Source organism: Streptomyces sp. NPDC040545, assembly GCF_055595065.1.
On record NZ_JBVIWA010000002.1, the window covers coordinates 166,490 to 185,875 of the forward strand.

The 19,386-nt window shown below is 73.0% G+C and carries 18 protein-coding genes, 1 tRNA gene and 1 riboswitch; of the genes, 16 read left to right on the top strand and 3 right to left on the bottom strand.

The annotated features are described in order from the left end of the window. Positions 1-107 precede the first annotated feature (107 nt). Genes shc through ACZ573_RS05725 form a run of 4 tightly spaced genes read left to right on the top strand, consistent with a single transcriptional unit; the run spans position 108 to position 5,573 of the window. The gene (gene shc / locus ACZ573_RS05710) at positions 108-2,456 is read left to right on the top strand and encodes a squalene--hopene cyclase (protein ID WP_471299483.1); all 2,349 of its coding nucleotides are present in this window, start codon (positions 108-110) and stop codon (positions 2,454-2,456) included. Continuing rightward, entirely contained in the window at positions 2,456-3,121 is a 666-nt protein-coding gene (locus ACZ573_RS05715; RefSeq protein WP_471299486.1) for a phosphorylase family protein, read from the top strand. Before shc ends, ACZ573_RS05715 begins: the two co-directional genes overlap by 1 nt. 5 nt (positions 3,122-3,126) lie before the next feature. After that, positions 3,127-4,158 carry an adenosyl-hopene transferase HpnH gene (hpnH, locus tag ACZ573_RS05720; protein WP_030728986.1) on the top strand — a complete coding sequence of 344 codons (1,032 nt, stop codon included), beginning with the start codon at positions 3,127-3,129 and terminating at the stop codon, positions 4,156-4,158. Continuing rightward, the gene (locus ACZ573_RS05725) at positions 4,155-5,573 is read left to right on the top strand and encodes an aspartate aminotransferase family protein (RefSeq protein ID WP_471299489.1); all 1,419 of its coding nucleotides are present in this window, start codon (positions 4,155-4,157) and stop codon (positions 5,571-5,573) included. The genes hpnH and ACZ573_RS05725 overlap by 4 nt, the downstream gene beginning before the upstream one ends. Positions 5,574-5,613: 40 nt before the next feature. On the opposite strand, the gene ACZ573_RS05730 is transcribed toward ACZ573_RS05725, so the two are convergent. After that, complete coding sequence (locus tag ACZ573_RS05730; protein ID WP_471299492.1) at positions 5,614-6,405, bottom strand: tyrosine-protein phosphatase; 792 nt, start codon at positions 6,403-6,405, stop codon at positions 5,614-5,616. A gap of 314 nt (positions 6,406-6,719) precedes the next feature. After that, a riboswitch (cyclic di-AMP (ydaO/yuaA leader) is annotated at positions 6,720-6,896 on the top strand. Positions 6,897-6,898: 2 nt separating this feature from the next. On the opposite strand from ACZ573_RS05730, the gene ACZ573_RS05735 reads away from it, so the two are divergent. The 10 genes from ACZ573_RS05735 to ACZ573_RS05780 all read left to right on the top strand — a co-directional run bounded on the left by ACZ573_RS05735 (position 6,899) and on the right by ACZ573_RS05780 (position 15,085). Next, positions 6,899-7,870 carry a peptidoglycan DD-metalloendopeptidase family protein gene (locus tag ACZ573_RS05735; RefSeq protein ID WP_471299495.1) on the top strand — a complete coding sequence of 324 codons (972 nt, stop codon included), beginning with the start codon at positions 6,899-6,901 and terminating at the stop codon, positions 7,868-7,870. Positions 7,871-8,034: 164 nt separating this feature from the next. Beyond that, complete coding sequence (locus tag ACZ573_RS05740) at positions 8,035-8,820, top strand: SGNH/GDSL hydrolase family protein (protein WP_301364793.1); 786 nt, start codon at positions 8,035-8,037, stop codon at positions 8,818-8,820. A gap of 98 nt (positions 8,821-8,918) precedes the next feature. After that, complete coding sequence (locus ACZ573_RS05745; RefSeq protein ID WP_471299502.1) at positions 8,919-10,160, top strand: MBL fold metallo-hydrolase; 1,242 nt, start codon at positions 8,919-8,921, stop codon at positions 10,158-10,160. A gap of 358 nt (positions 10,161-10,518) precedes the next feature. Further along, positions 10,519-12,408: a sensor histidine kinase gene (locus ACZ573_RS05750; protein WP_471299504.1), complete on the top strand. Its 1,890-nt coding sequence runs from the start codon at positions 10,519-10,521 to the stop codon at positions 12,406-12,408. Positions 12,409-12,446: 38 nt separating this feature from the next. Then, entirely contained in the window at positions 12,447-12,881 is a 435-nt protein-coding gene (locus ACZ573_RS05755; protein WP_314246967.1) for a roadblock/LC7 domain-containing protein, read from the top strand. Next, the gene (locus ACZ573_RS05760) at positions 12,878-13,291 is read left to right on the top strand and encodes a DUF742 domain-containing protein (protein WP_471299509.1); all 414 of its coding nucleotides are present in this window, start codon (positions 12,878-12,880) and stop codon (positions 13,289-13,291) included. Before ACZ573_RS05755 ends, ACZ573_RS05760 begins: the two co-directional genes overlap by 4 nt. Next, positions 13,269-13,907, top strand: a complete 639-nt coding sequence (locus ACZ573_RS05765; protein ID WP_471299512.1) for a GTP-binding protein — start codon at positions 13,269-13,271, stop codon at positions 13,905-13,907. Before ACZ573_RS05760 ends, ACZ573_RS05765 begins: the two co-directional genes overlap by 23 nt. Beyond that, entirely contained in the window at positions 13,904-14,449 is a 546-nt protein-coding gene (locus tag ACZ573_RS05770) for a GAF domain-containing protein (protein WP_471299515.1), read from the top strand. The genes ACZ573_RS05765 and ACZ573_RS05770 overlap by 4 nt, the downstream gene beginning before the upstream one ends. A gap of 72 nt (positions 14,450-14,521) precedes the next feature. After that, positions 14,522-14,884, top strand: coding sequence for an MmcQ/YjbR family DNA-binding protein (locus tag ACZ573_RS05775; protein ID WP_471299518.1), 363 nt, complete (start codon positions 14,522-14,524; stop codon positions 14,882-14,884). Positions 14,885-15,011: 127 nt separating this feature from the next. Beyond that, positions 15,012-15,085, top strand: a tRNA-Pro gene (locus ACZ573_RS05780). A 93-nt stretch (positions 15,086-15,178) separates the two neighbouring features. On the opposite strand, the gene ACZ573_RS05785 is transcribed toward ACZ573_RS05780, so the two are convergent. Together ACZ573_RS05785 and ACZ573_RS05790 are read right to left on the bottom strand one after the other, a co-directional pair. After that, positions 15,179-15,547, bottom strand: coding sequence for a DUF7144 family membrane protein (locus tag ACZ573_RS05785; protein ID WP_471300603.1), 369 nt, complete (start codon positions 15,545-15,547; stop codon positions 15,179-15,181). A 232-nt stretch (positions 15,548-15,779) separates the two neighbouring features. Beyond that, positions 15,780-16,574 (bottom strand): IclR family transcriptional regulator, encoded by a 795-nt coding sequence (locus tag ACZ573_RS05790; protein WP_471299521.1) that lies wholly within the window; start codon positions 16,572-16,574, stop codon positions 15,780-15,782. Positions 16,575-16,969: 395 nt separating this feature from the next. On the opposite strand from ACZ573_RS05790, the gene ACZ573_RS05795 reads away from it, so the two are divergent. Both ACZ573_RS05795 and ACZ573_RS05800 read left to right on the top strand, forming a co-directional pair. Then, positions 16,970-18,385, top strand: a complete 1,416-nt coding sequence (locus tag ACZ573_RS05795) for a phenylacetate--CoA ligase family protein (protein ID WP_471299524.1) — start codon at positions 16,970-16,972, stop codon at positions 18,383-18,385. After that, positions 18,382-19,299, top strand: coding sequence for a hypothetical protein (locus ACZ573_RS05800; protein ID WP_471299527.1), 918 nt, complete (start codon positions 18,382-18,384; stop codon positions 19,297-19,299). Before ACZ573_RS05795 ends, ACZ573_RS05800 begins: the two co-directional genes overlap by 4 nt. Positions 19,300-19,386: the final 87 nt, after the last annotated feature.

A 19,386-nucleotide genomic window follows, 5' to 3' on the forward strand; every position in this document is an offset into this window, starting at 1 on the left:
GCGGATATGAATCGCGAGTCGCCGGCCGGCGCCGCCACCTGAGCGTGGCGCGCACCGGCCGACGGCAGACCCCAGCACAGCAGAGGACACTGTTCTAAGGGGAAGCCATGACAGCGACGACCGACGGCAGCGCCGAGAGCGCCGGCGCCGGCAGCGAATCCACCCCGGGCGCCCAGGGCCTCCCGGCAGGACCCGGCGTGGGACGCGCCCGTGGCCCGGCCGCGGAACCGGGGCCGCCTGCCCCGTCCCGTGCGGGCCGGGCAGGCCCGCGGGCCGAGTACGGACCGCCGGGCACGCCCGGCGCGCAGGGCGCCCGCTGCGCCCCACCGGCGGCCGGACCGGGGCAGTTGGCCCCGCCCGCGGGTCGGCAGGGCGTGGCCACGATGCCGCCCGCGGCGAAGCCGGGCGGCCCGCCCGCGCCGGACACCGGCCGGGGCGGCGGCCGTGCCCTCACCGCGGACCCGTCCGCAGGACCGGCGGGGCCCGACCGGCCGGGACGGACCACGGCTGCCACGGACCTGCCCCGGCCGCCGGACGGCACCCGGCCGGAGGTGTACGAGGCCGCGGCGCGCGCCACCAGGAACCTGCTGGACCGCCAGGATCCCGAGGGCTGGTGGAAGGGCGACCTGGAGACCAACGTCACCATGGACGCGGAGGACCTGCTGCTGCGGCAGTTCCTCGGGATCCGGGACGAGGCCACCACCTTGGCCGCCGCCCTCTTCATCCGCGGCGAACAGCGCGAGGACGGCACCTGGGCCACCTTCCACGGCGGACCGCCCGAACTGTCCGCCACCATCGAGGCCTACGTCGCGCTGCGCCTCGCCGGTGACGCGCCGGACGCCCCGCACATGACCCGCGCCTCGGCCTGGATCCGGGCCCACGGCGGGATCGCCGCCGCCCGCGTCTTCACCCGGATCTGGCTGGCCCTCTTCGGCTGGTGGAACTGGGAACACCTGCCCGAACTCCCGCCCGAGCTGGTCTTCCTGCCGCCCTGGGTGCCCCTGAACATCTACGACTTCGGCTGCTGGGCCCGCCAGACGATCGTCCCGCTCACCGTGGTCTCCGCACTGCGCCCGGTCCGCCCCGCTCCCTTCGCCCTCGACGAGCTGCACGCCGACGCGCGCACGCCCAATCCTGCCCGCAGGCTCGCCCCGCTGACCAGCTGGGACGGGGCCTTCCAGCGGATGGACAAGGCCCTGCACGTCTACCGGCGGTTCGCCCCGCGCCGGCTGCGCAAGGCGGCGATGGCCACCGCCGGCCGCTGGATCGTCGAACGCCAGGAGAACGACGGCTGCTGGGGCGGGATCCAGCCGCCCGCCGTGTACTCGGTCATCGCCCTGCACCTGCTCGGCTACGACCTCGGGCATCCGGTGATGCGCGCCGGACTGGAGTCCCTGGAGCGGTTCGCGGTGTGGCGCGCGGACGGCGCCCGGATGATCGAGGCCTGCCAGTCCCCGGTGTGGGACACCTGCCTCGCCGCGATCGCCCTGGCCGACGCGGGCCTGCGCCCCGACCACCCCGCACTGGTCAGGGCGGCCGACTGGATGCTCGGCGAGGAGATCGTCCGCACGGGCGACTGGGCCGTGCGCCGGCCCGGGCTCGCCCCCGGCGGCTGGGCGTTCGAGTTCCACAACGACACCTACCCCGACATCGACGACACGGCCGAGGTGGTCCTCGCCCTGCGCCGGATCAAGCACCCGGACCCGGCCCGGGTCGAGGCGGCCATCGCCCGCGGGGTGTCGTGGAACCTCGGCATGCAGTCGAGGAACGGGGCGTGGGGCGCCTTCGACGCCGACAACACCAGCCCCCTTCCGAACAAGCTGCCCTTCTGCGACTTCGGAGAGGTCATCGACCCGCCCTCGGCCGACGTCACCGCCCACGTGGTGGAGATGCTCGCCTTCGAGGGCCGCGCGGGAGACGCCCGGACCCGGCGCGGCATCGCCTGGCTGCTGGCCGAACAGGAGCCGAGCGGCAGCTGGTTCGGCCGCTGGGGCACCAACTACGTCTACGGCACCGGCTCGGTGGTCCCGGCCCTCACCGCCGCCGGGATCTCCCCGGGGCATCCCGCGATCCGGCGGGCCGTGCGCTGGCTGGAATCCGTACAGAACGAGGACGGCGGCTGGGGCGAGGACCAGCGCTCCTACAAGGACCCGTCCTGGGCCGGGAAGGGCGCCTCCACCGCCTCGCAGACCGCCTGGGCGCTCATGGCTCTGCTGTCGGCCGGCGAACGCGAGGGCAAGGCCGTGGAGCGGGGCATCGCCCACCTGGTGGAGACCCAGAAGGAGGACGGCACCTGGGACGAGCCGTACTTCACCGGCACCGGCTTCCCCTGGGACTTCTCCATCAACTACCACCTGTACCGGCAGGTGTTCCCGCTCACCGCGCTCGGCCGCTACCTGTACGGGGAACCGTTCGCCCCGGCCGGAGCGCACCCGGCAGCGGCCGGGGAGGCGTGATGTCCGCCGCCGGCGGGGACCGGGCCCGCAGGCCCGACCCGCTGCTGGTGGCCTGCGCGCTGCGCATCGAGCAGGCGGCGCTGCGCAGCGCCTGCCGCGGCCCGGGGCGCGGACCGGCCGGCGGGCACGTCCTGCTGCGCACCGGGATGGGCCCGCGCGCTGCCGAGCGGGCCGTCGGCCGGGCACTGGACCGGCCGGGAATGGACCTCGCCGCCGTCCTCGCGACGGGGTTCTGCGCCGGGCTGGTCCCCGGCATGCACCCCGGAGACCTGGTCGTCGCCGAGGAGACCCGGGACCCGCAGGCAACCGTCACCTGCACCGGCAGCGCCCTGCTCGCCGAGGCGCTGGCCCGGGCCGCCCCGGGCCGGACCGTGCACACCGGCACGCTGACCGGATCCGACCACGTCGTCCGCGGCCAGGAGCGCGCGCAGCTGCGCGCCACCGGCGCCATCGCGGTCGACATGGAGTCCGCGGCCACCCTGTGGGCCGCCACCCGGGGCGGCGGCCGTCCGGTTGCGGCCGTCCGGGTGATCGTGGACGCCCCGGAGCACGAGCTCGTCCGTATCGGCACGGTTCGCGGGGGAATATCGGCCTTCCGTGTCCTGCGTGCCGTACTGCCCGCGTTTCATGAATGGCACCGTTCGTTGCTGCTCCCCAGGAGGTGAGCCAGATGGCCATGCCGCTGCGCCAGTCCATCAGGGTCGGGACGTATCTTCTCGAACAGAAGCTCCGCAAGCGCGAGAAGTTCCCGCTGATCGTCGAACTGGAACCGCTCTACGCCTGCAACCTGGCCTGTGAGGGGTGCGGGAAGATCCAGCACCCGGCCGGGGTGCTCAAGCAGCGCATGCCGGTCGCCCAGGCGGTCGGCGCCGTACTGGAGTCCGGTGCGCCCATGGTGTCCATCGCGGGCGGTGAGCCCTTGATGCACCCGCAGATCCACGAGATCGTCCGGCAGTTGGTGGCGAGGCGGAAGTACGTGTTCCTCTGCACCAACGCGATGCTGCTGCGCAAGAAGATCGAGAAGTTCACCCCTTCCCCCTATTTCGCCTTCGCCGTGCACATCGACGGTCTGCGCGAACGCCACGACGAGTCGGTGGCCAAGGAGGGCGTCTTCGACGAGGCGGTCGCCGCCATCAAGGAGGCGAAGAAGCGCGGGTTCCGGGTGACCACCAACTCCACCTTCTTCAACACCGACACCCCGCAGACGATCATCGAGGTACTCAACTACCTCAATGACGACCTCCAGGTCGACGAAATGATGATCTCGCCCGCCTATGCCTACGAAAAGGCTCCCGACCAGGAGCACTTCCTGGGCGTCGAACAGACGCGAGAACTCTTCAGGAAGGCCTTCGCGGGCGGCAACCGGCGGCGCTGGCGGCTCAACCACTCCCCGCTCTTCCTGGACTTCCTGGAAGGAAAGGCCGATTTCTCCTGCACGGCCTGGGCCATTCCGAATTACTCCCTCTTCGGCTGGCAGCGCCCCTGCTATCTGATGAGCGACGGCTACGTGCCGACGTACCGCGAGCTCATCAACGACACCGACTGGGACAAGTACGGCCGCGGAAAGGACCCGCGCTGCGCGAACTGCATGGCGCACTGCGGCTACGAGCCCACCGCCGTCCTCGCCACCATGGGCTCCCTCAAGGAATCCCTGCGCGCGGCCCGGGAAACCATCGCCGGCAACCGGGACAAGTCGGCATGACCGGGCGGCCACAGGAGGAAGGGGGCGGCCGGGGCAAGGGCTTCGACCTCGGCGCCCTGCTCGCCGAGCGCGGCGCGGAGCGGTACGAGCTGCACGCCCGGCACCTCAACCACCAGCTGCCCCGCATGCTGCACACCATCGGCTTCGACAAGGTCTACGAACGGGCCGAGGGCGCCCACTTCTGGGACGCGGAGGGCAACGACTACCTGGACATGCTGGCCGGGTTCGGGGTGATGGGCCTGGGCCGGCACCATCCGGTCGTCCGCCGCGCCCTGCACGACGTCCTGGACGCCCAGCTCGCCGACCTGACCCGGTTCGACTGCCAGCCGCTGCCCGGGCTGCTGGCCGAGAAGCTGCTCTCGTACAGCCCGCACCTGGACCGGGTCTTCTTCGGCAACAGCGGCACCGAGGCGGTGGAGACGGCCCTGAAGTTCGCCCGGTACGCCACCGGGCGCCCCAGGGTCCTCTACTGCGACCACGCCTTCCACGGTCTGACCACCGGCTCCCTCTCGGTGAACGGGGAGGGCGGCTTCCGGGACGGCTTCGCACCGCTGCTCCCCGACACGATGATCGCGCTCGGGGACCTCGCCGCCCTGGAGCGCGAGCTGAAGCGCGGGGACGTGGCCGCCTTCGTCGTCGAGCCGATCCAGGGCAAGGGGGTCCTGGCCGCCCCGCCCGGATTCCTGCTCGCCGCGCAGGAGATGCTGCACCGGCGGGGGGCACTGCTGATCGCGGACGAGGTGCAGACCGGCCTCGGACGTACCGGTGACTTCTACGCGTACCAGCACGAGCCGGGCGTGGAGCCGGACCTGGTGTGCGTGGCGAAGGCACTGTCGGGCGGATACGTCCCGGTCGGCGCGACCCTGGGCAAGGACTGGATCTTCAAGAAGGTCTACTCGTCCATGGACCGGGTGCTCGTGCACTCCGCGAGCTTCGGTTCCAACGCCCAGGCCATGGCGGCGGGCCTCGCGGTCCTGTCCGTCATGGAGGACGAGGAGGTCGTGGCGAACGCCCGCGCCATGGGTGACCTGCTGCGCGGGCGGCTCGCCGCGCTGGTGGGCGAGTACGAGCTGCTGCACGAGGTGCGGGGGCGCGGGCTGATGATCGGCATCGAGTTCGGCCGGCCGTCCTCGCTGGGCCTGCGCAGCCGGTGGACCATGCTGCAGGCGGCCCGCAAGGGCCTCTTCGCGCAGATGGTCGTGGTGCCGCTGCTGCAGAAGCACCGGATCCTCACCCAGGTCTCCGGGGACCACCTGGAGGTGATCAAGCTGATCCCGCCGCTGATCGTGGACGAGGCGGACGTGGACCGGTTCGTCGGGGCCTTCCGCGAGGTCATGGACGAGGCGCACGGCGGGTCCGGACTGATCTGGGACTTCGGCCGCACGCTGGTGAAGCAGGCCGTCGCCACGCGCTGACGGCCCGCCCACCCCGTGGGGGAACCGGTCCCCGCCCCGGTCAGGCGAGGAGCCGGTCCCGCAGCCGGCCGAGGGTCTCGGGCGTCAGCCCGAGGCCCTCCGCCAGGTAGCGGTCCACCCCGCCCCAGATCTCGTCGATGGTGTCGAAGGCGGCCACCAGGTACTCGGCGCGGGCGTCGAAGAGCGGCGCGAGCAGCTCCATCACCTCGGGGGAGCGGGCGCCCTCCGACTCGTCGGTGCGGCGCACGCGGTAGCGGCGGTGCGGGGCGTTCGACTCCAGGTAGTCCGCCACGATCGCCTCGCGCTCGACGCCCAGCGCGAGCAGGGTGACGGCGATCGACAGGCCGGCCCGGTCCTTGCCGGCCGCGCAGTGCATCAGCGCGGGGACGCTGTCCTCGGCGAGGGCGTGCACGACCCGGCTGTGCTCGGCGGTGCGCTGCCGGATGATCCCGCGGTACGAGTGCGACATCCGGGCCGCGGCCTTGCCGTCGCCCAGGAGCTCGCGCAGCTGGACGAGGTCGCCGTCGCGGACCAGTCGCCAGAACTCCCGTCCGTCGGCCGGGTCGGAGAGCGGGATGTTGACGTTCCGCACGCCCGGCAGCTCGACGTCCGGCCCCTCCAGCGCGTGATCGGCGACGTTGCGGAAGTCGAAGATGGTGTGGAGACCGAGCGAGGCGAGGAATTCTGTATCGGTTTCGGTGGCATGCGCGAGATGTCCGCTTCGGAACAGTCGTCCTGTCCTGACCGTTCGGCCGTCAGAAGTCGGCAATCCGCCCACATCGCGGAAATTGCGCACTCCGGACAGCTCCGGCTCCTGTATCTGCTGGGTCAAAGCAACTCCTCCGCCATGTCGTGGACCCTCTGTCCGAATTACACTACTTGCGCCAACTTGCCATATCCGGAGGCGAGATCGGGCACGTCCCCGTGAGCCAGATCATACGGTGACCGTGAGTGCCTGATCGTCAAAGGTGAATGGCCGCGTCGGGGCGGCTGTTGGCGGTGCGGAATGGACGGAGGGTGACGGTAATTCCGTCGGTCCCTCATGCCTGTTATTCCGTCAGGGAATTCGCGGCTTGTTCCGTGCTGCCGCAAGGGATTACCTTCGCGATCGATCCGGGTGGACCGCCAAATCCTGCCGCCTCCCGGAAACCGCACCCGACCTATTCGCGCGGCAGGAGCGGGGGAACCAGGTAAGCCGCCGGCCCGGAGATCTTTTCTCCGGGAACGGCTCGGGGTGAAGCCGTCCATGTCCCGTACATGTACGGCCGGACATCTCCAGTCCGAACCCGACAGCTCACCTCGCAGGCGCCGGAGAGGAATTCGTCATGCCTGCAAAGGGTAAGCACCGCCGTCCCAAGTCCCTTTCCCTTTCCCGCGGTTTCGCCGTCGCCGGAACCGGTGGCGCGGCCCTCGCGCTGCCGCTGATCGGTGCCGCCGGCGCCCACGCGGCCGGCGCCCCGGCCGCCGCGAGCGCGGTGACCCCCGCGGTGGCGTCGCAGGCCCCCGTCGCCGTGCGGGCTGCCCCCGTCGCCGCAGTGCAGGCCGCGCCGACCCTCTACACCGTCGTGCCGGGCGACTACCTCTCCAAGATCGCCGCCGAGCGCCATCTGTCCGGCGGCTGGGAGCAGCTGTACGCCGACAACCGCGAGGCCGTCGGCGGCAACCCGTCGCTGATCCACCCGGGCCTGAAGCTGCACCTCGGCGGTCCCGCCGAGGCGGCTCCGGCCGAGGCGGAGGCCGAGGCCGCCCCGGCCCCCGAGGCCGACGCGAAGCCGGCCGCGCAGGCCGCGCCGGAGCCGGTCCGCGAGCAGGCCGAGCAGGCCGCCCCGGCGCAGCGGGAAGCCGCCGTCGAGTCCCCGGCCGAGGCCCCCGCCGCCGCGCCGCAGTCGGCCGCGGGCTTCGTGGCCCCGGTCAGCGGCGGCATCTCCACCCAGTACAAGGTCGCCGGCAGCATGTGGTCCTCCGGCTACCACACCGGCGTCGACTTCATCGCTGCCATGGGCACCACCGTCAAGGCCGTCGGCGCGGGCACCGTGGTCTCCGCCGGCTGGAGCGGCTCGTACGGCAACGAGATCGTCATCAGGCACGCGGACGGCAAGTACTCCCAGTACGCCCACCTGTCCCAGCTCTCCGTCTCCTCCGGCCAGAGCGTCACCGCCGGGCAGGCCATCGGCCTCTCCGGCTCCACCGGCAACTCGACCGGACCCCACCTCCACTTCGAGATCCGTACGACCCCGTCCTACGGCTCGGACATGGACCCGATCGCGTACCTCCGCTCGAAGGGCGCGAGCCTCTGACGGCACCCGCCGCCGGAGCGCCGACAGGGCGTGAGGCCGGGACCCGAGGGGGGTCCCGGCCTCACCTGTACTTATTCCTTATCCCTCGCGTGGTATAGATCACGGTCCGTCAACCCCTCATTACGTTGGCGTAGGTTGGTTACCGGAGTGAAGTATGGGTTCTCGTGGCAGCGACGACGACGAAACTCAAGACCATCGGCTCGTACGCGGCGATCGGGGACAGCTTCACCGAGGGTGTGGGGGACCCGGGACCCGGGGATTCTTTTCTCGGCTGGGCGGACCGGCTCGCCGTGCTCCTGGCCGATCAGCGCGAAGAGCATGACTTCCGGTACGCGAATCTGGCGGTGCGGGGGAAGCTCCTCGACCAGATCGTGGCCGACCAGCTCCCGAGAGCCAAGGCCCTCGCACCGGACCTGGTGACCTTCTGCGCGGGCGGCAACGACATCATCCGGCCCGGCACCGACCCGGACGACGTGGCGGAGCGGTTCGAGGCGGCCGTGGCCGACCTCACCGGGTCCGTGGGCCAGGTCATGATCACCACGGGCTTCGACACCCGTGGCGTACCGGTGCTCAAGCACCTCCGCGGCAAGGTGGCGACGTACAGCGCGCACGTCCGCGCCATCGCCGACCGCTACGACTGCCCGGTGCTCGACCTCTGGTCGCTGAAGTCCGTGCAGGACCGGCGGGCCTGGGACACGGACCGGCTGCACCTCTCGCCCGAGGGACACACGCGGGTCGCGCTGCGCGCCGCGCAGGTGCTCGGCCTGGACGTGCCGGCCGACCCCGACCAGCCGTGGCCCCCGCAGCGGCCGCGCGGCTCGGTGGACGTGACCCGGGACAACATCCAGTGGGCGCGCGAGCACCTCGTGCCGTGGATCGGCCGGCGGCTGCGCGGGGAGTCCTCCGGGGACCACGTGGAGGCGAAGCGGCCGGACCTCCTTCCGCTGTAGCGGGAGCGGGAGCCAGAAGCGGAATCCTTCGGGGCCGGTGTGCGTTGGGATGGTCGTAGAGCGACGACCATCCTGACCCCATCCTCCCTGGAGGCGCTTTGACCGGCTCCCGTCCCCTGCGTCCGCGGCTGCGTGCCCTGCGGCCCGAAGCCTTCGGCGCGGACCCGTCCGGTGCCCGGCTGGAGCGGATCAAGCGCTCGCCGAACTTCGCCGACGGCGTCTTCCAGAACCCGGTAGGGGCCCGGAGCAGGCCCTCGGGGTCGATGGCAGAGTTCGCGAAGATCTACTTCCACCGGGAGCAGCGGGCGCGGCGCAGCCCCGGGGCGCCGATCCCGGTCCACCCGACGACCCTCGCGGACCTGGCGAAGCCGCCCGTGAGCGGCCTGCGGCTGACCTGGATGGGCCACTCCAGCGTGCTCGCGGAGATCGACGGGCGCCGGGTGCTGTTCGATCCGGTGTGGGGCGAGCGGTGCTCCCCCTTCCCCTTCGCCGGTCCCAAGCGGCTGCACCCGGTACCGGTCCCGCTGGCCTCGCTGGGCACGGTCGACGTCGTGGTCATCTCGCACGACCACTACGACCACCTCGACCTGCCGACGATCAAGGCGCTGGCCGGTACGGACACGGTCTTCGCCGTCCCGCTGGGCGTCGGCGCGCACCTGGAACGCTGGGGCGTACCGGCCGACCGGCTGCGCGAGCTGGACTGGAACGAGAGCACCAAGATCGCCGGTCTCTCGCTCACGGCCACCCCCGCCCGGCACTTCTGCGGCCGCGGTCTGCGCAACCAGCAGCACACCCTGTGGGCGTCCTGGGTCGTCGCGGGCGACGGGCACCGGATCTTCCACAGCGGGGACACCGGCTACTTCCCCGGCTTCGAGGAGATCGGCGCCGAGCACGGGCCCTTCGACGCCACCATGATCCAGATCGGCGCCTACTCGGAGTACTGGCCCGACATCCACATGACGCCCGAGGAGGGCATGCGCGCCCACCTCGACCTGCAGGGCGGCACCCCCCACGGGACGATGCTGCCGATCCACTGGGGCACCTTCAACCTGGCCCTGCACCCGTGGGACGAGCCGGGCGAAGGCACGCTGACCGCATCGAGGAACGCGGACGCGGCCATCGCGCTCCCCGTCCCGGGACAGCCCTTCGAGCCCGGCTCGGCGGACGCACCCACCGCACCGTGGTGGCGGCCGTTCGTCGGCGCAACGGCGGCGGGCGGCCCCGTCGACGGCCGCGCGTCCGTGCCGCCGCTCGGGGCGGGCGGAGCGGTGGCGACAGCTGCCCGGGTGGCGTCGGCGGCCGCCGACGGCCAGGAGAAGCCGGAGTCCGTCGGCTCGTAACGCACGCCACCGGGGCAGGACCGGGCCGTCCCGGCACATCCGGGCGGCCGACAGCCGCGGATAAGGACCCCCCACGGGACGTACCCCATGGGGGTCCTTCGTGCTCGGAGCCCGCGGCGCTCCCCGCTTCCCCGCCGGACGCGCCCGGCTGCCGCGGGGCGCCGCCGGGGCGGTGCGCAGGGGCCGACCGGCGCATTCGGGCTGCTGTACGAGCGCTCCACCGGGAGCGGGAAGCACCCCGGCGAAGTTCGCCAACTGGCGCTCCGGGGTGCTGCGATGGGGTCTAGCGTGGGTATTCGGTGATCAACACCGGGCCCCGGGAACGCTGGGGGCCGGGCCCCACGTACCGAGGACGCAGATGTCCGGACTCCGCGCCGCCCGCCATGCCCCGTCGAGACACGCCGTCACCGGTCCCGGCCGGCAGATACGCCCCCAGCTGGTGCGCGCCGCCGTACTGCCCACCCTCGCCGCGGGGCTCAGCGGCGCGGCCGCGGTGATCTTCACCCTCCAGCTCGGCGGGGGAGCCGGCGACCGCGACGCCCGGCTGTGGCCGGTGCTCACCGGCTGCGCCCTCCTCGTGGTCGGCGCCCTCGCCGCAGCCCTGCTCGGCGCCCAGCGCACCGCCAAGGCCGTACGGGACCGGTGCGAGGCGCTGCGCCGCTCCAGCGTGCGCGGCCGGGGCGAGCTGCGCGCGGCCGCCGACCGGCTGGAACGGGGCGAGACCCCGGCCCGCCCGGTGCGCGGAGGGCCGAACTCGCCGCTGCCCGGCGGGGATCCGGCCGGGGTGGACGAGTTCTGGCTGCTCTCGCAGGAGCTGCGGGGCGCCCGCGAAGAGGCGCACACCACTCTCCTGCGGGTGGCCGGACCGGCCGCGCCGACCGACAGCGAGCGCAAGGTCGAGGTCTTCGTCAACCTCGCGCGCCGGCTTCAGTCCCTCGTGCACCGCGAGATCTCGCTGCTGGACGATCTGGAGGACACGGTCGAGGACCCGGACCTGCTCAAGGAGCTCTTCCACGTCGACCACCTCGCCACCCGCATCCGCCGGCACGCCGAGAACCTCGCCGTGCTGGGCGGGGCCGCGTCCCGCCGCCAGTGGACCAGGCCCATCGACCTGAGCGAGGTGCTCCGCTCCTCGGTCGCGGAGGTCGAGCAGTACACCCGGGTCAAGGTCGTGCCCCCGGCCGGCGGCAGCGTACGCGGGCACGCCGTCGCGGACGTGGTGCACCTGCTGGCCGAACTCGTCGAGAACGCCACGGTCTTCTCCGCCCCCGACACCGATGTGGTGCTGCGCGCCGAACGGGTCACCGCCGGCATCGCGGTCGAGGTGGAGGACCGCGGACTCGGCATGCCCGCCGAGGAGCAGCACCGGATGAACGCCCTGCTCGGCGACCCCGACCAGATCAGCGTCCGGCACCTGCTGGCGGACGGCCGGATCGGCCTGTTCGTGGTGTCGGCGCTCGCCCGTCGGCACGGCATCGCCGTCGAGCTCAAGTCCAACATCTACGGCGGTGTGCTCGCCGTGCTGGTGCTGCCGCAGGAGCTGCTGGGCGCGGAGGCGCCCACCGCGGCCGACGCGGCGGGCGGCTCGCGGGCCACCTCGTGGGGGACCGGTCACGGGTCGGCGATGCCACCGCTGGAGCCGGTACGGATGCCCCTGCCGGCGCCCCTGCCGGAGGCCCGGCTGGCTTCCGGCGGCCCGGGGGCCGCAGCCCCGCACGACCCCGAGCCGCACCCCGGACCCGCACCCGAACCCGCTCCGCCGTCCCACGCCCCGCCCGCCCCCGCCCCCGTTGCGGGCTCCGGCACCCGGCCGGGTCCCGGAGCCGCGACCCCGTCGGAACCCGCGCCCCAGCCCGTGCCCCGGCCCCGGACGGAGCCCCAGCCCCGGCCCCCGTCCCTGCCGTCGCCCCGTTCCGGGGCGACGGACGGGCCCGGTGCGGTGGCCTGGTCGGCCCCCGTGGCCGATCCCCGGGTCGGGCCCGTGCCGGGTGCGCCGACCGGTGCGGTGGCCTGGTCGGCGCCCGTGCCCGAACCGGCGCCGGCGGCCGATCCCGTACCCGGCGCACCCGCCGCGGGCGACCGGCCACGGCTGCCCCGGCGCCGCGCCCAGGAGCACCTCGCGCCCCAGCTGCGCGAGGCCCCCGCACCCCGGCGGGCCGCGGATCCGGAACAGCCGGTGCACGACCCGGGCCTGATGGCCGCCTTCCAACGGGGCTTCGGCCTGGCCCAGTCGGAGAACCAGGCATGACCCCGACCCCTCACCTCAGCAGCAAGGAGCGCACCCCCATGGGCGGCGAAGTGGCGACGAAGACCGGCGGTCGGCTCTCCGACCTCGACTGGCTGCTCAGCGGCCTGGTGCAGCGCGTGCCGTACACGCGAAGCGCCGTGATCCTCACCGCCGACGGGCTCGTGACCTGTGTGCACGGGCTGGACGCCGACAGCGCCGACCACCTGGCCGCCCTCGCCTCAGGGCTGTACTCCCTGGGCCGCAGCGCGGGCTCCCGCTTCGCGGACGGCGCCGAGGTACGGCAGGTCGTGGTCGAACTCGACAGCGCGCTCGTCTTTGTCTCCGCGGCCGGATCCGGCACCTGCCTGGCCGTCCTCGCCGACCGGGAGGCCGACGCCGGGGTGCTGGGCTACGAGATGGCGATGCTGGTCAAGAGCGTACGTCCGTACCTCGCGGCCCCGCCGCGGCGGCCCGTCGCCGACGTGGAGCGATGAGGGCCCGCGGGACGGGGGCGTACGCGAAGGGGCGGGACACACCATGGCTCGACGACTCGGCGGGTCGCGTGATGCGCCCGTACACCGCCAGCGGGGGGCGGACCAGGCCGGGCTTCACGCTCGACCTGCTCTCGCTGGTGAGCGCGACCGGGGTGCGGCCGCACGTCCCGCTCGGGGCGGAGCACACGCTCGCACTGCGGATGTGCGCGGGCGCCACCACCGTCACCGTGGCCGAGGTGGCCGGGCAGCTGCGGCTGCCCGCCGTCGTGGTGAAGGTGCTGCTGTCCGATCTGATGGAACACGGGGCCGTCATGGCGCAGGCGCCGCGGTTCCCGGGCGGGGGCTCGTTCGCCGCCGACGACCGGTCCCTGCTCCTGGCGGTGCTCGATGGCCTTCGTAAGCGACTGTGACGCCCCCGCACCCGCCCCGGCCCCGGCCGCCGGAGCCCCGCCCGCGACCTTGAAGATCCTGGTCGCGGGCGGGTTCGGGGCGGGCAAGACCACCTTCGTGGGCGCGGTCAGCGAGATCGAACCGCTGAGCACGGAGGAGCTCCTCAGCGGACTCGGCGCGGGCTCCGACCCGCTGCACGGCGTCGAGGAGAAGACCACGACGACCGTCGCGCTCGACTTCGGCCGGATCACCCTGGACGAGCGCCACGTGCTCTACCTCTTCGGCACCCCGGGCCAGCACCGCTTCTGGTTCCTCTGGGAGGAGCTGTGCGCGGGCGCGCTCGGAGCGGTGGTGCTCGCCGACACCCGCCGCCTGGCCGACTGCTTCCCCGCCGTGGACTTCTTCGAGCGGCGCGGGATCGCCTTCATCGTCGCCGTCAACGAGTTCGACGGCGGTCACCGCTACGGGCCCGAAGAGGTCCGCGAGGCGGTGGGGATCGGGCCCGAGGTACCCGTCGTACGGTGCGACGCGCGCCTCGCGAGCTCCGGGACGGGGGCGCTGGCCGCCCTCGTCCGCCACCTGCTCTGCACGTCCACAGCCAGCTCTTCGTCTTCGGAGTCGGGGGAACCGCCATGACGTACTACGAATCGACCGGACACCTGCTGCTCACGCCGGTGGACCGGGAGGCACCCGCACGCACCGTCCGGCTGCGCGAGCTGGGCCTGGGGGAGCGTACGGACGCCGAACTGGACGCCTTCGCGCGGCGCGTCGCCGACGTCCTCGGCGCACCGTACGCGGGGGTCAACTTCATCGGCGAGGAACGGCAGTTCTTCGCCGGGCTGCACCACGCCGCCGAGGCCCCGGCGAGCGGGTACCCGGCGCGGGTGCTCGCCCGCGACCACGGCTACTGCCCGCACGTGGTGGTGCGGCGGCGGGCGCTGGTGCTGGAGGACGTACGGGACTTCGCGCGCTTCGCGGGCAACGCGGTGGTGGACGAGAGCGGGGTGCGGTCGTACGTGGGCGCGCCGCTGACGGACCGGCGCGGCATCGTCCTGGGCACGGTGTGCGCGGTGGACGTGGTGCCCCGGCGGTGGGGGACGGAGGGACTCGCCACCGTGAAGGCGCTCGCGGCGGAACTGGTGGCGCTGGTGCACGAGCGGGAGGACCGGCGGGGGTGAGCGGCATGGTCGGTGGCGGGGGCTACGGTCGTCGGACAAGGGTCCACCGGTGGGTGGAGAGGAGTCTCGGGGATGGCCACGACCGCGCAGGACGTCCGCCTGATCGCGCTGTCGCTTCCGGACAGCAGTGAGAAGCCCGCCTGGGGCATGCCGACCTTCCGGGTGGGCGGGAAGATCTTCGTCTCGCTCGCCGACGACGACACCTCGATCGGGGTGAAGTGCCCCAAGGAGGACCGGGCCGGGCTGATCGCGGCGGAGCCCGGGAAGTTCTTCCTGCGGGCGGGCCACGACGACAACTACGCCTGGATCCGGGTCCGGCTCGCCGCCGTGCGCGACACGGCCGAGCTGCGCTCCATCCTGACCGACTCCTGGCTCCAGGCGGCCCCCAAGCGCCTGATCGCCGCACATCCGGAGCTGACCGTGGACACGGGCTGAAGGCGGCGGCACGGCCGCGCGGACCCGGAGACGGACCGGAGACGGAAAGGTGCGCGCAACCACCCCGCGAAGTGCGGTATCGTTCTCCTGCGCGTTCAACCAGGGGAAACCCCAGGTCAGCGTGCATCGGGACGTGGCGCAGCTTGGTAGCGCACTTGACTGGGGGTCAAGGGGTCGCAGGTTCAAATCCTGTCGTCCCGACTCGTGAGAGTCGTAGATCGAAGGGCCGCTCCGGAGCAATCCGGAGCGGCCCTTCGATCGTTCTCCGACCTTCCCGGGGTGTTCCGGCCGAGGTCAGGCGGTCGTGCTCGCGTCGGCCTCCCGTTGCATGCCCGCGCACAGCGCCCAGACCACGAACAGGTTGACGGCGATCAGGATCACGGCCCACCACGGGTAGTACGGCAGCCACAGGAAATTGGCGATCGCGCCGAGACCGGCGATGGCCACGCCGAAGAAGCGCGCCCACAGGGCTCCGGTGAAGACGGCGCAGCCGCCGAGGACGAGGGCGATGCCCACGATCAGGTGGACCCAGCCCCAGCCCGTCACGCTGAACTCGAACACGTAGTGCCGCGTCACGACGAACAGGTCGTCCCTGGCGAGGGCCGCGATCCCTTCGAAGATAGCCATGGCACCCGCGAAGACCATCAGGGCGCCTGCCGTGATGGTCGTACCCGATGTGGGCGCAGTCCAGGCGCTGGGCTGCGATTGACTGGTCCGGGCCCTGCCGGCGTCACTGGCCATGTCGGTCTCCTCGGTGGCAGAGCCGATCCGGCGCGCCGGAGTCGGCGTTCCCCCGATTCAGCGTGGCACGATCACCCTCCGTCGGCACTCCGGCCGCAGGAGGGGGCCGTTCCGGAGTAATCCGGAACGGCCGCCCTCGTTGCCGGGGCGCCCGCTAGTGCGGACCCGCCAGGACGGGGTGCGCCGCCCGGGGGCCCGGAGGCAGGGCGGGCCACTCGCGGTGCGGCCGGGCCGCGGCGGCGGGCCGCCGGGACAGGTTCGCGCTGATCATCGCCGCCGCCCGGGCCACGGACCCGCCCAGCGGGGCGATCTGCCCGGCGTCCGGGCTGGTCGCCGCCACGGCGGCGACCACCTGCCCGGACGCGGAGAGCACCGGCGCCGACACGCACGAGAGCGAGGGCACGCACTCCCCGTACCGGAAGGCGAGCCCTCGCTCCCCGGCCTGGGCGACCTCACGGGCCCAGGAGGCGGCCGTCCGCCCCTCGGGCGGCTGTGCCACCGGGGCGGAAGCCGCCAGGATCAGCTCGGCCGCGCTCCCGGGCGGCAGTACGACGCCCGGTCTCAGCGCGAAGACGTCGTCCGCCTCGCCGCGCAGGCCCGCGACGACGATCGTCTGTCCCGCCTCCGCGACCGACAGGCTGAGGGTCAGCCCGCCGTTCGCCGAGGCGAGCTCACGCAGCGGCCGGGCCGATGCCGCGCGCAGCGCCCGCGCCGGGTGCCATGCCTGTCCCAGGCGGAAGGCCCTCGCCCCGAGCCGGTAGCGGCCGGAGCGGCTCTGCACCGCGCCCAGGGCCACCAGCTGGCCCAGCAGCCGGTGGGCGGTGGCCTTCGGCAGTTCCGCGTCCGTCGCCAGGCGGGTCAGCCCGACTTCCTCGCCCTCGGCGAGCACCTCCATCAACGCGAACGCTCCTTCCAGTACGCCCCGCCCCTCTGCGCCGGATCTGGCCATGGGCGGTCCCCCTTTCACGCCTGGCCCCGTCGGTCGGACGGAACCAGAACTCCCCGTTCGTACCGGCTGGTCGGAGGTATCGGTGGTGCCTTCCCCCGTTCACCGGTCCGTTGAATGGACCAGATCATTGCCCGTGCGATCCGATCGCGCCATTGTGTTCTCGTCCAAGTGACGGAACGTTACGGCGACTTCGGAGGAGCCTGAGGGACCGTCCGCCCGGAACGAACAAGGAGGATCCGATGAGCGCGATCAAGACGAGCGCCAAGCAGTTCAAGTACGTCATGGGCGCCATGACGGCGGTCTTCTTCGCCACCTGTTCCGCCAGCTGACGAAGAAGTGAGGGGTGGGAGCGGCGCGTCGCTCCCACCCCTCCGCCACGCCCCAGGGAGGTATGAGTGCTGGAGACCGGTGTCCGCCAGGTCCGGGTGGCCATGGCCATGGTGTTCGGCCGGCGGCTGAACGTACGGGCCGTCGAGCGACTGGTCGCCGACGCCCTCCTCACGCTGGAGGAGTTCGGCTCGCTCGGCGACGACGTCGACGAACTGGCCGACGGACCGTTCGCCGATCCCGAGGAGCGCAGGGACCTGCAGGACCGCGCGCTCCGGCGGACCGTACGCAGGCTCGCCAGACACTCCCCCTTCTACCGGGAGCGCCTCGCCGGCATCGACCTCGACGGCGTGAGCGCCGCGACGCTCGCCGCGATCCCCGTGACCCGCAAGGCCGACCTCGTCGAACGCCCCGCCGACTTCCTGTGCGGCACCCCCTACCTGGCGACCCAGACGACCGGTACCACCGGCCGCCCCGTGCAGATCTGGCTCTCCCGCTACGAGATGGAACTGTGGCCCGCGCTGATCGCGCTGTCCCTGGTGCTGCGCGGCGATCTCGGGCCCGGCGACCGGATGCAGATCAACCTCAGCTCCAGGGCGACGGCCGCCGTGCAGGAGGACGTCGAGGTGTGCCGGCTCGCCAACGCCTCGTGCCACGTCGTCGGACAGATCCCGCCGGACGAGTCCGTCGAGCACCTGCTCACCGAGGTCGGCGGCACCCGGCCCACCATCCTCACCGGCAACCCCAGCTACCTCGGGCAGATGGTCACCGCCGCCCGGCAACGCGGCTGCGGACCCGGCGACTTCGCGCTGCGCGCGGTCTACGCCGGCGGGGAGATGCTGTCACGGAGCCTGTCGGACGCCCTGCGCGAGACCTTCGGCGCCCCGACCGTCGGCGACGCCTTCGGCATGACCGAACTGCTGCCGGTCGGCGGCCGCACCTGCAGCGAGCGCCACCTCCACATCGACCCCAACATGGGGTACACCGAGGTGCTCGACCTGGTGACCGGCGAGCCCGCCGCCCCTGGCCGGCTCGGCGAACTGACGGTCACCCCCTACTTCCCCTACCGGGAGTGCATGCCGGTCCTGCGGTACAACACCGGCGACGTGGTCCGCACCCTGGACGGCGAACCGGACTGCGAGCTGGCGGCCGTGCCCGCCGTCTCCCACATCCTCGGCAAGGCGGGCACACTGCACCGCACCGCCGACGCCGTCGTGACCCCGCGCGACATCCTGGAGGCGCTGGACGGCACCCCCGGCCTGCCGTTCCCGCTGCGCCACCGGGCCGGGGTCGGGGCCGACGGCCGGCTCCACGTGGAGGTCGCCTCCAAGGAGGTCACCGAGGCGGAGGTGACCGAGCGGCTGCGGGTCCGGGGCGTGGACGCCCGCGTCACGGTCCTGCCGGTGGACGCGGAGGAGGCAGCGCGCCTCTTCCCGCTCCGCTGCGACCTGTCGGAGCACACCTTCACCCGGAGCCACGCATGAGCGTCTTCTTCCAGCTCGCGGTCACCATCGCCCTGGCGGTCGGGGTGTGCGCCGGTGCGATCGCCTACTTCCGTGCCGTACGCACCCCGAGGCCGCCCGTCGGCGTCTTCAACGGCAGCGACATCTTCATGATGATGGGCTTCGTCCTGGCGCTGCCGTACGTCTATCTGACGCTGCCCGGAGCGGTCCTCCCGGTGGTGCTCGCCCTCGTCTTCGCGGGCGGACTGTCCGTCGGCTACCAGCCCGTGATCGGGAACGGCCGGCTGCGCTGGGCGCTGATCGCCGTACTGATCGCGAGCGTCCTCGTCTCGCACCTGGCCTTCGGCGAGACCGCGCCGCCGTACTGGGTGGCGAACAGCGCCGTCGTCGCACTGATCGTCGTCTCCGCCACGAACCTCAACGTGCAGGGCGGCATGCGGCTCGAGAACGTCGCGTGGTTCCTGCTCGCGCTCACCGCGTACGACGCCTTCTTCGCCTGGGTCGTACCGCTCACCCAGCAGCTGTCCGACGCCATCCAGGGGTATCCGTACGCGCCCGCCGCGGGCCTGCGCATCGGGGAGGACCTGGGGGCGGTGGTCGGCATGGGCGACCTGCTGGCGTACGCCCTGTTCACCACCACCGCCTACAAGGCGTACGGGAAGCCGGGGCTGCGGACCGGCATCGCGCTGGTGACCCTCTTCGGCGCGGTGGCCCCGGTCGCCACGCTGCACGTCCTCGCCGCGGTCACCGGCCACGCGCCGGCCCTCATCCCGGCTCAGGTGTTCTTCGGCCCGGCGGCCTTCCTCGGCTACCGCTACCTGCGCCGGAGCGGCCCCGAGCGGCGGATGGCCGACGTGGTCCTCCGCGGGACGCGCCGGGGCGCGGCGCCGCAGGCGCCGGCCGGCCGCGGTGCCGCCGTCGAACCCGTGGGCTGAGCGGGCCGCCCCTCCCGGGCGCGGCTAGCCTGGGACTGCGGGACACCGGCGCGATCGGAGGAGCACATGACCACCGTCACTCCTGGT

Excerpts from the sequence above, each read along its gene's own strand:
- hpnH (WP_030728986.1), top strand. The coding sequence starts at position 3,127 with ATGGCCATGCCGCTGCGCCAGTCCATCAGGGTCGGGACGTATCTTCTC.
- ACZ573_RS05760 (WP_471299509.1), top strand. The coding sequence starts at position 12,878 with ATGAGGGCCCGCGGGACGGGGGCGTACGCGAAGGGGCGGGACACACCA.
- ACZ573_RS05750 (WP_471299504.1), top strand. The coding sequence starts at position 10,519 with ATGTCCGGACTCCGCGCCGCCCGCCATGCCCCGTCGAGACACGCCGTC.
- ACZ573_RS05755 (WP_314246967.1), top strand. The coding sequence starts at position 12,447 with ATGGGCGGCGAAGTGGCGACGAAGACCGGCGGTCGGCTCTCCGACCTC.
- ACZ573_RS05775 (WP_471299518.1), top strand. The coding sequence starts at position 14,522 with ATGGCCACGACCGCGCAGGACGTCCGCCTGATCGCGCTGTCGCTTCCG.
- ACZ573_RS05800 (WP_471299527.1), top strand. The coding sequence starts at position 18,382 with ATGAGCGTCTTCTTCCAGCTCGCGGTCACCATCGCCCTGGCGGTCGGG.
- ACZ573_RS05735 (WP_471299495.1), top strand. The coding sequence starts at position 6,899 with ATGCCTGCAAAGGGTAAGCACCGCCGTCCCAAGTCCCTTTCCCTTTCC.
- ACZ573_RS05715 (WP_471299486.1), top strand. The coding sequence starts at position 2,456 with ATGTCCGCCGCCGGCGGGGACCGGGCCCGCAGGCCCGACCCGCTGCTG.
- shc (WP_471299483.1), top strand. The coding sequence starts at position 108 with ATGACAGCGACGACCGACGGCAGCGCCGAGAGCGCCGGCGCCGGCAGC.
- ACZ573_RS05770 (WP_471299515.1), top strand. The coding sequence starts at position 13,904 with ATGACGTACTACGAATCGACCGGACACCTGCTGCTCACGCCGGTGGAC.
- ACZ573_RS05725 (WP_471299489.1), top strand. The coding sequence starts at position 4,155 with ATGACCGGGCGGCCACAGGAGGAAGGGGGCGGCCGGGGCAAGGGCTTC.
- ACZ573_RS05765 (WP_471299512.1), top strand. The coding sequence starts at position 13,269 with ATGGCCTTCGTAAGCGACTGTGACGCCCCCGCACCCGCCCCGGCCCCG.
- ACZ573_RS05790 (WP_471299521.1), bottom strand. The coding sequence starts at position 16,574 with ATGGCCAGATCCGGCGCAGAGGGGCGGGGCGTACTGGAAGGAGCGTTC.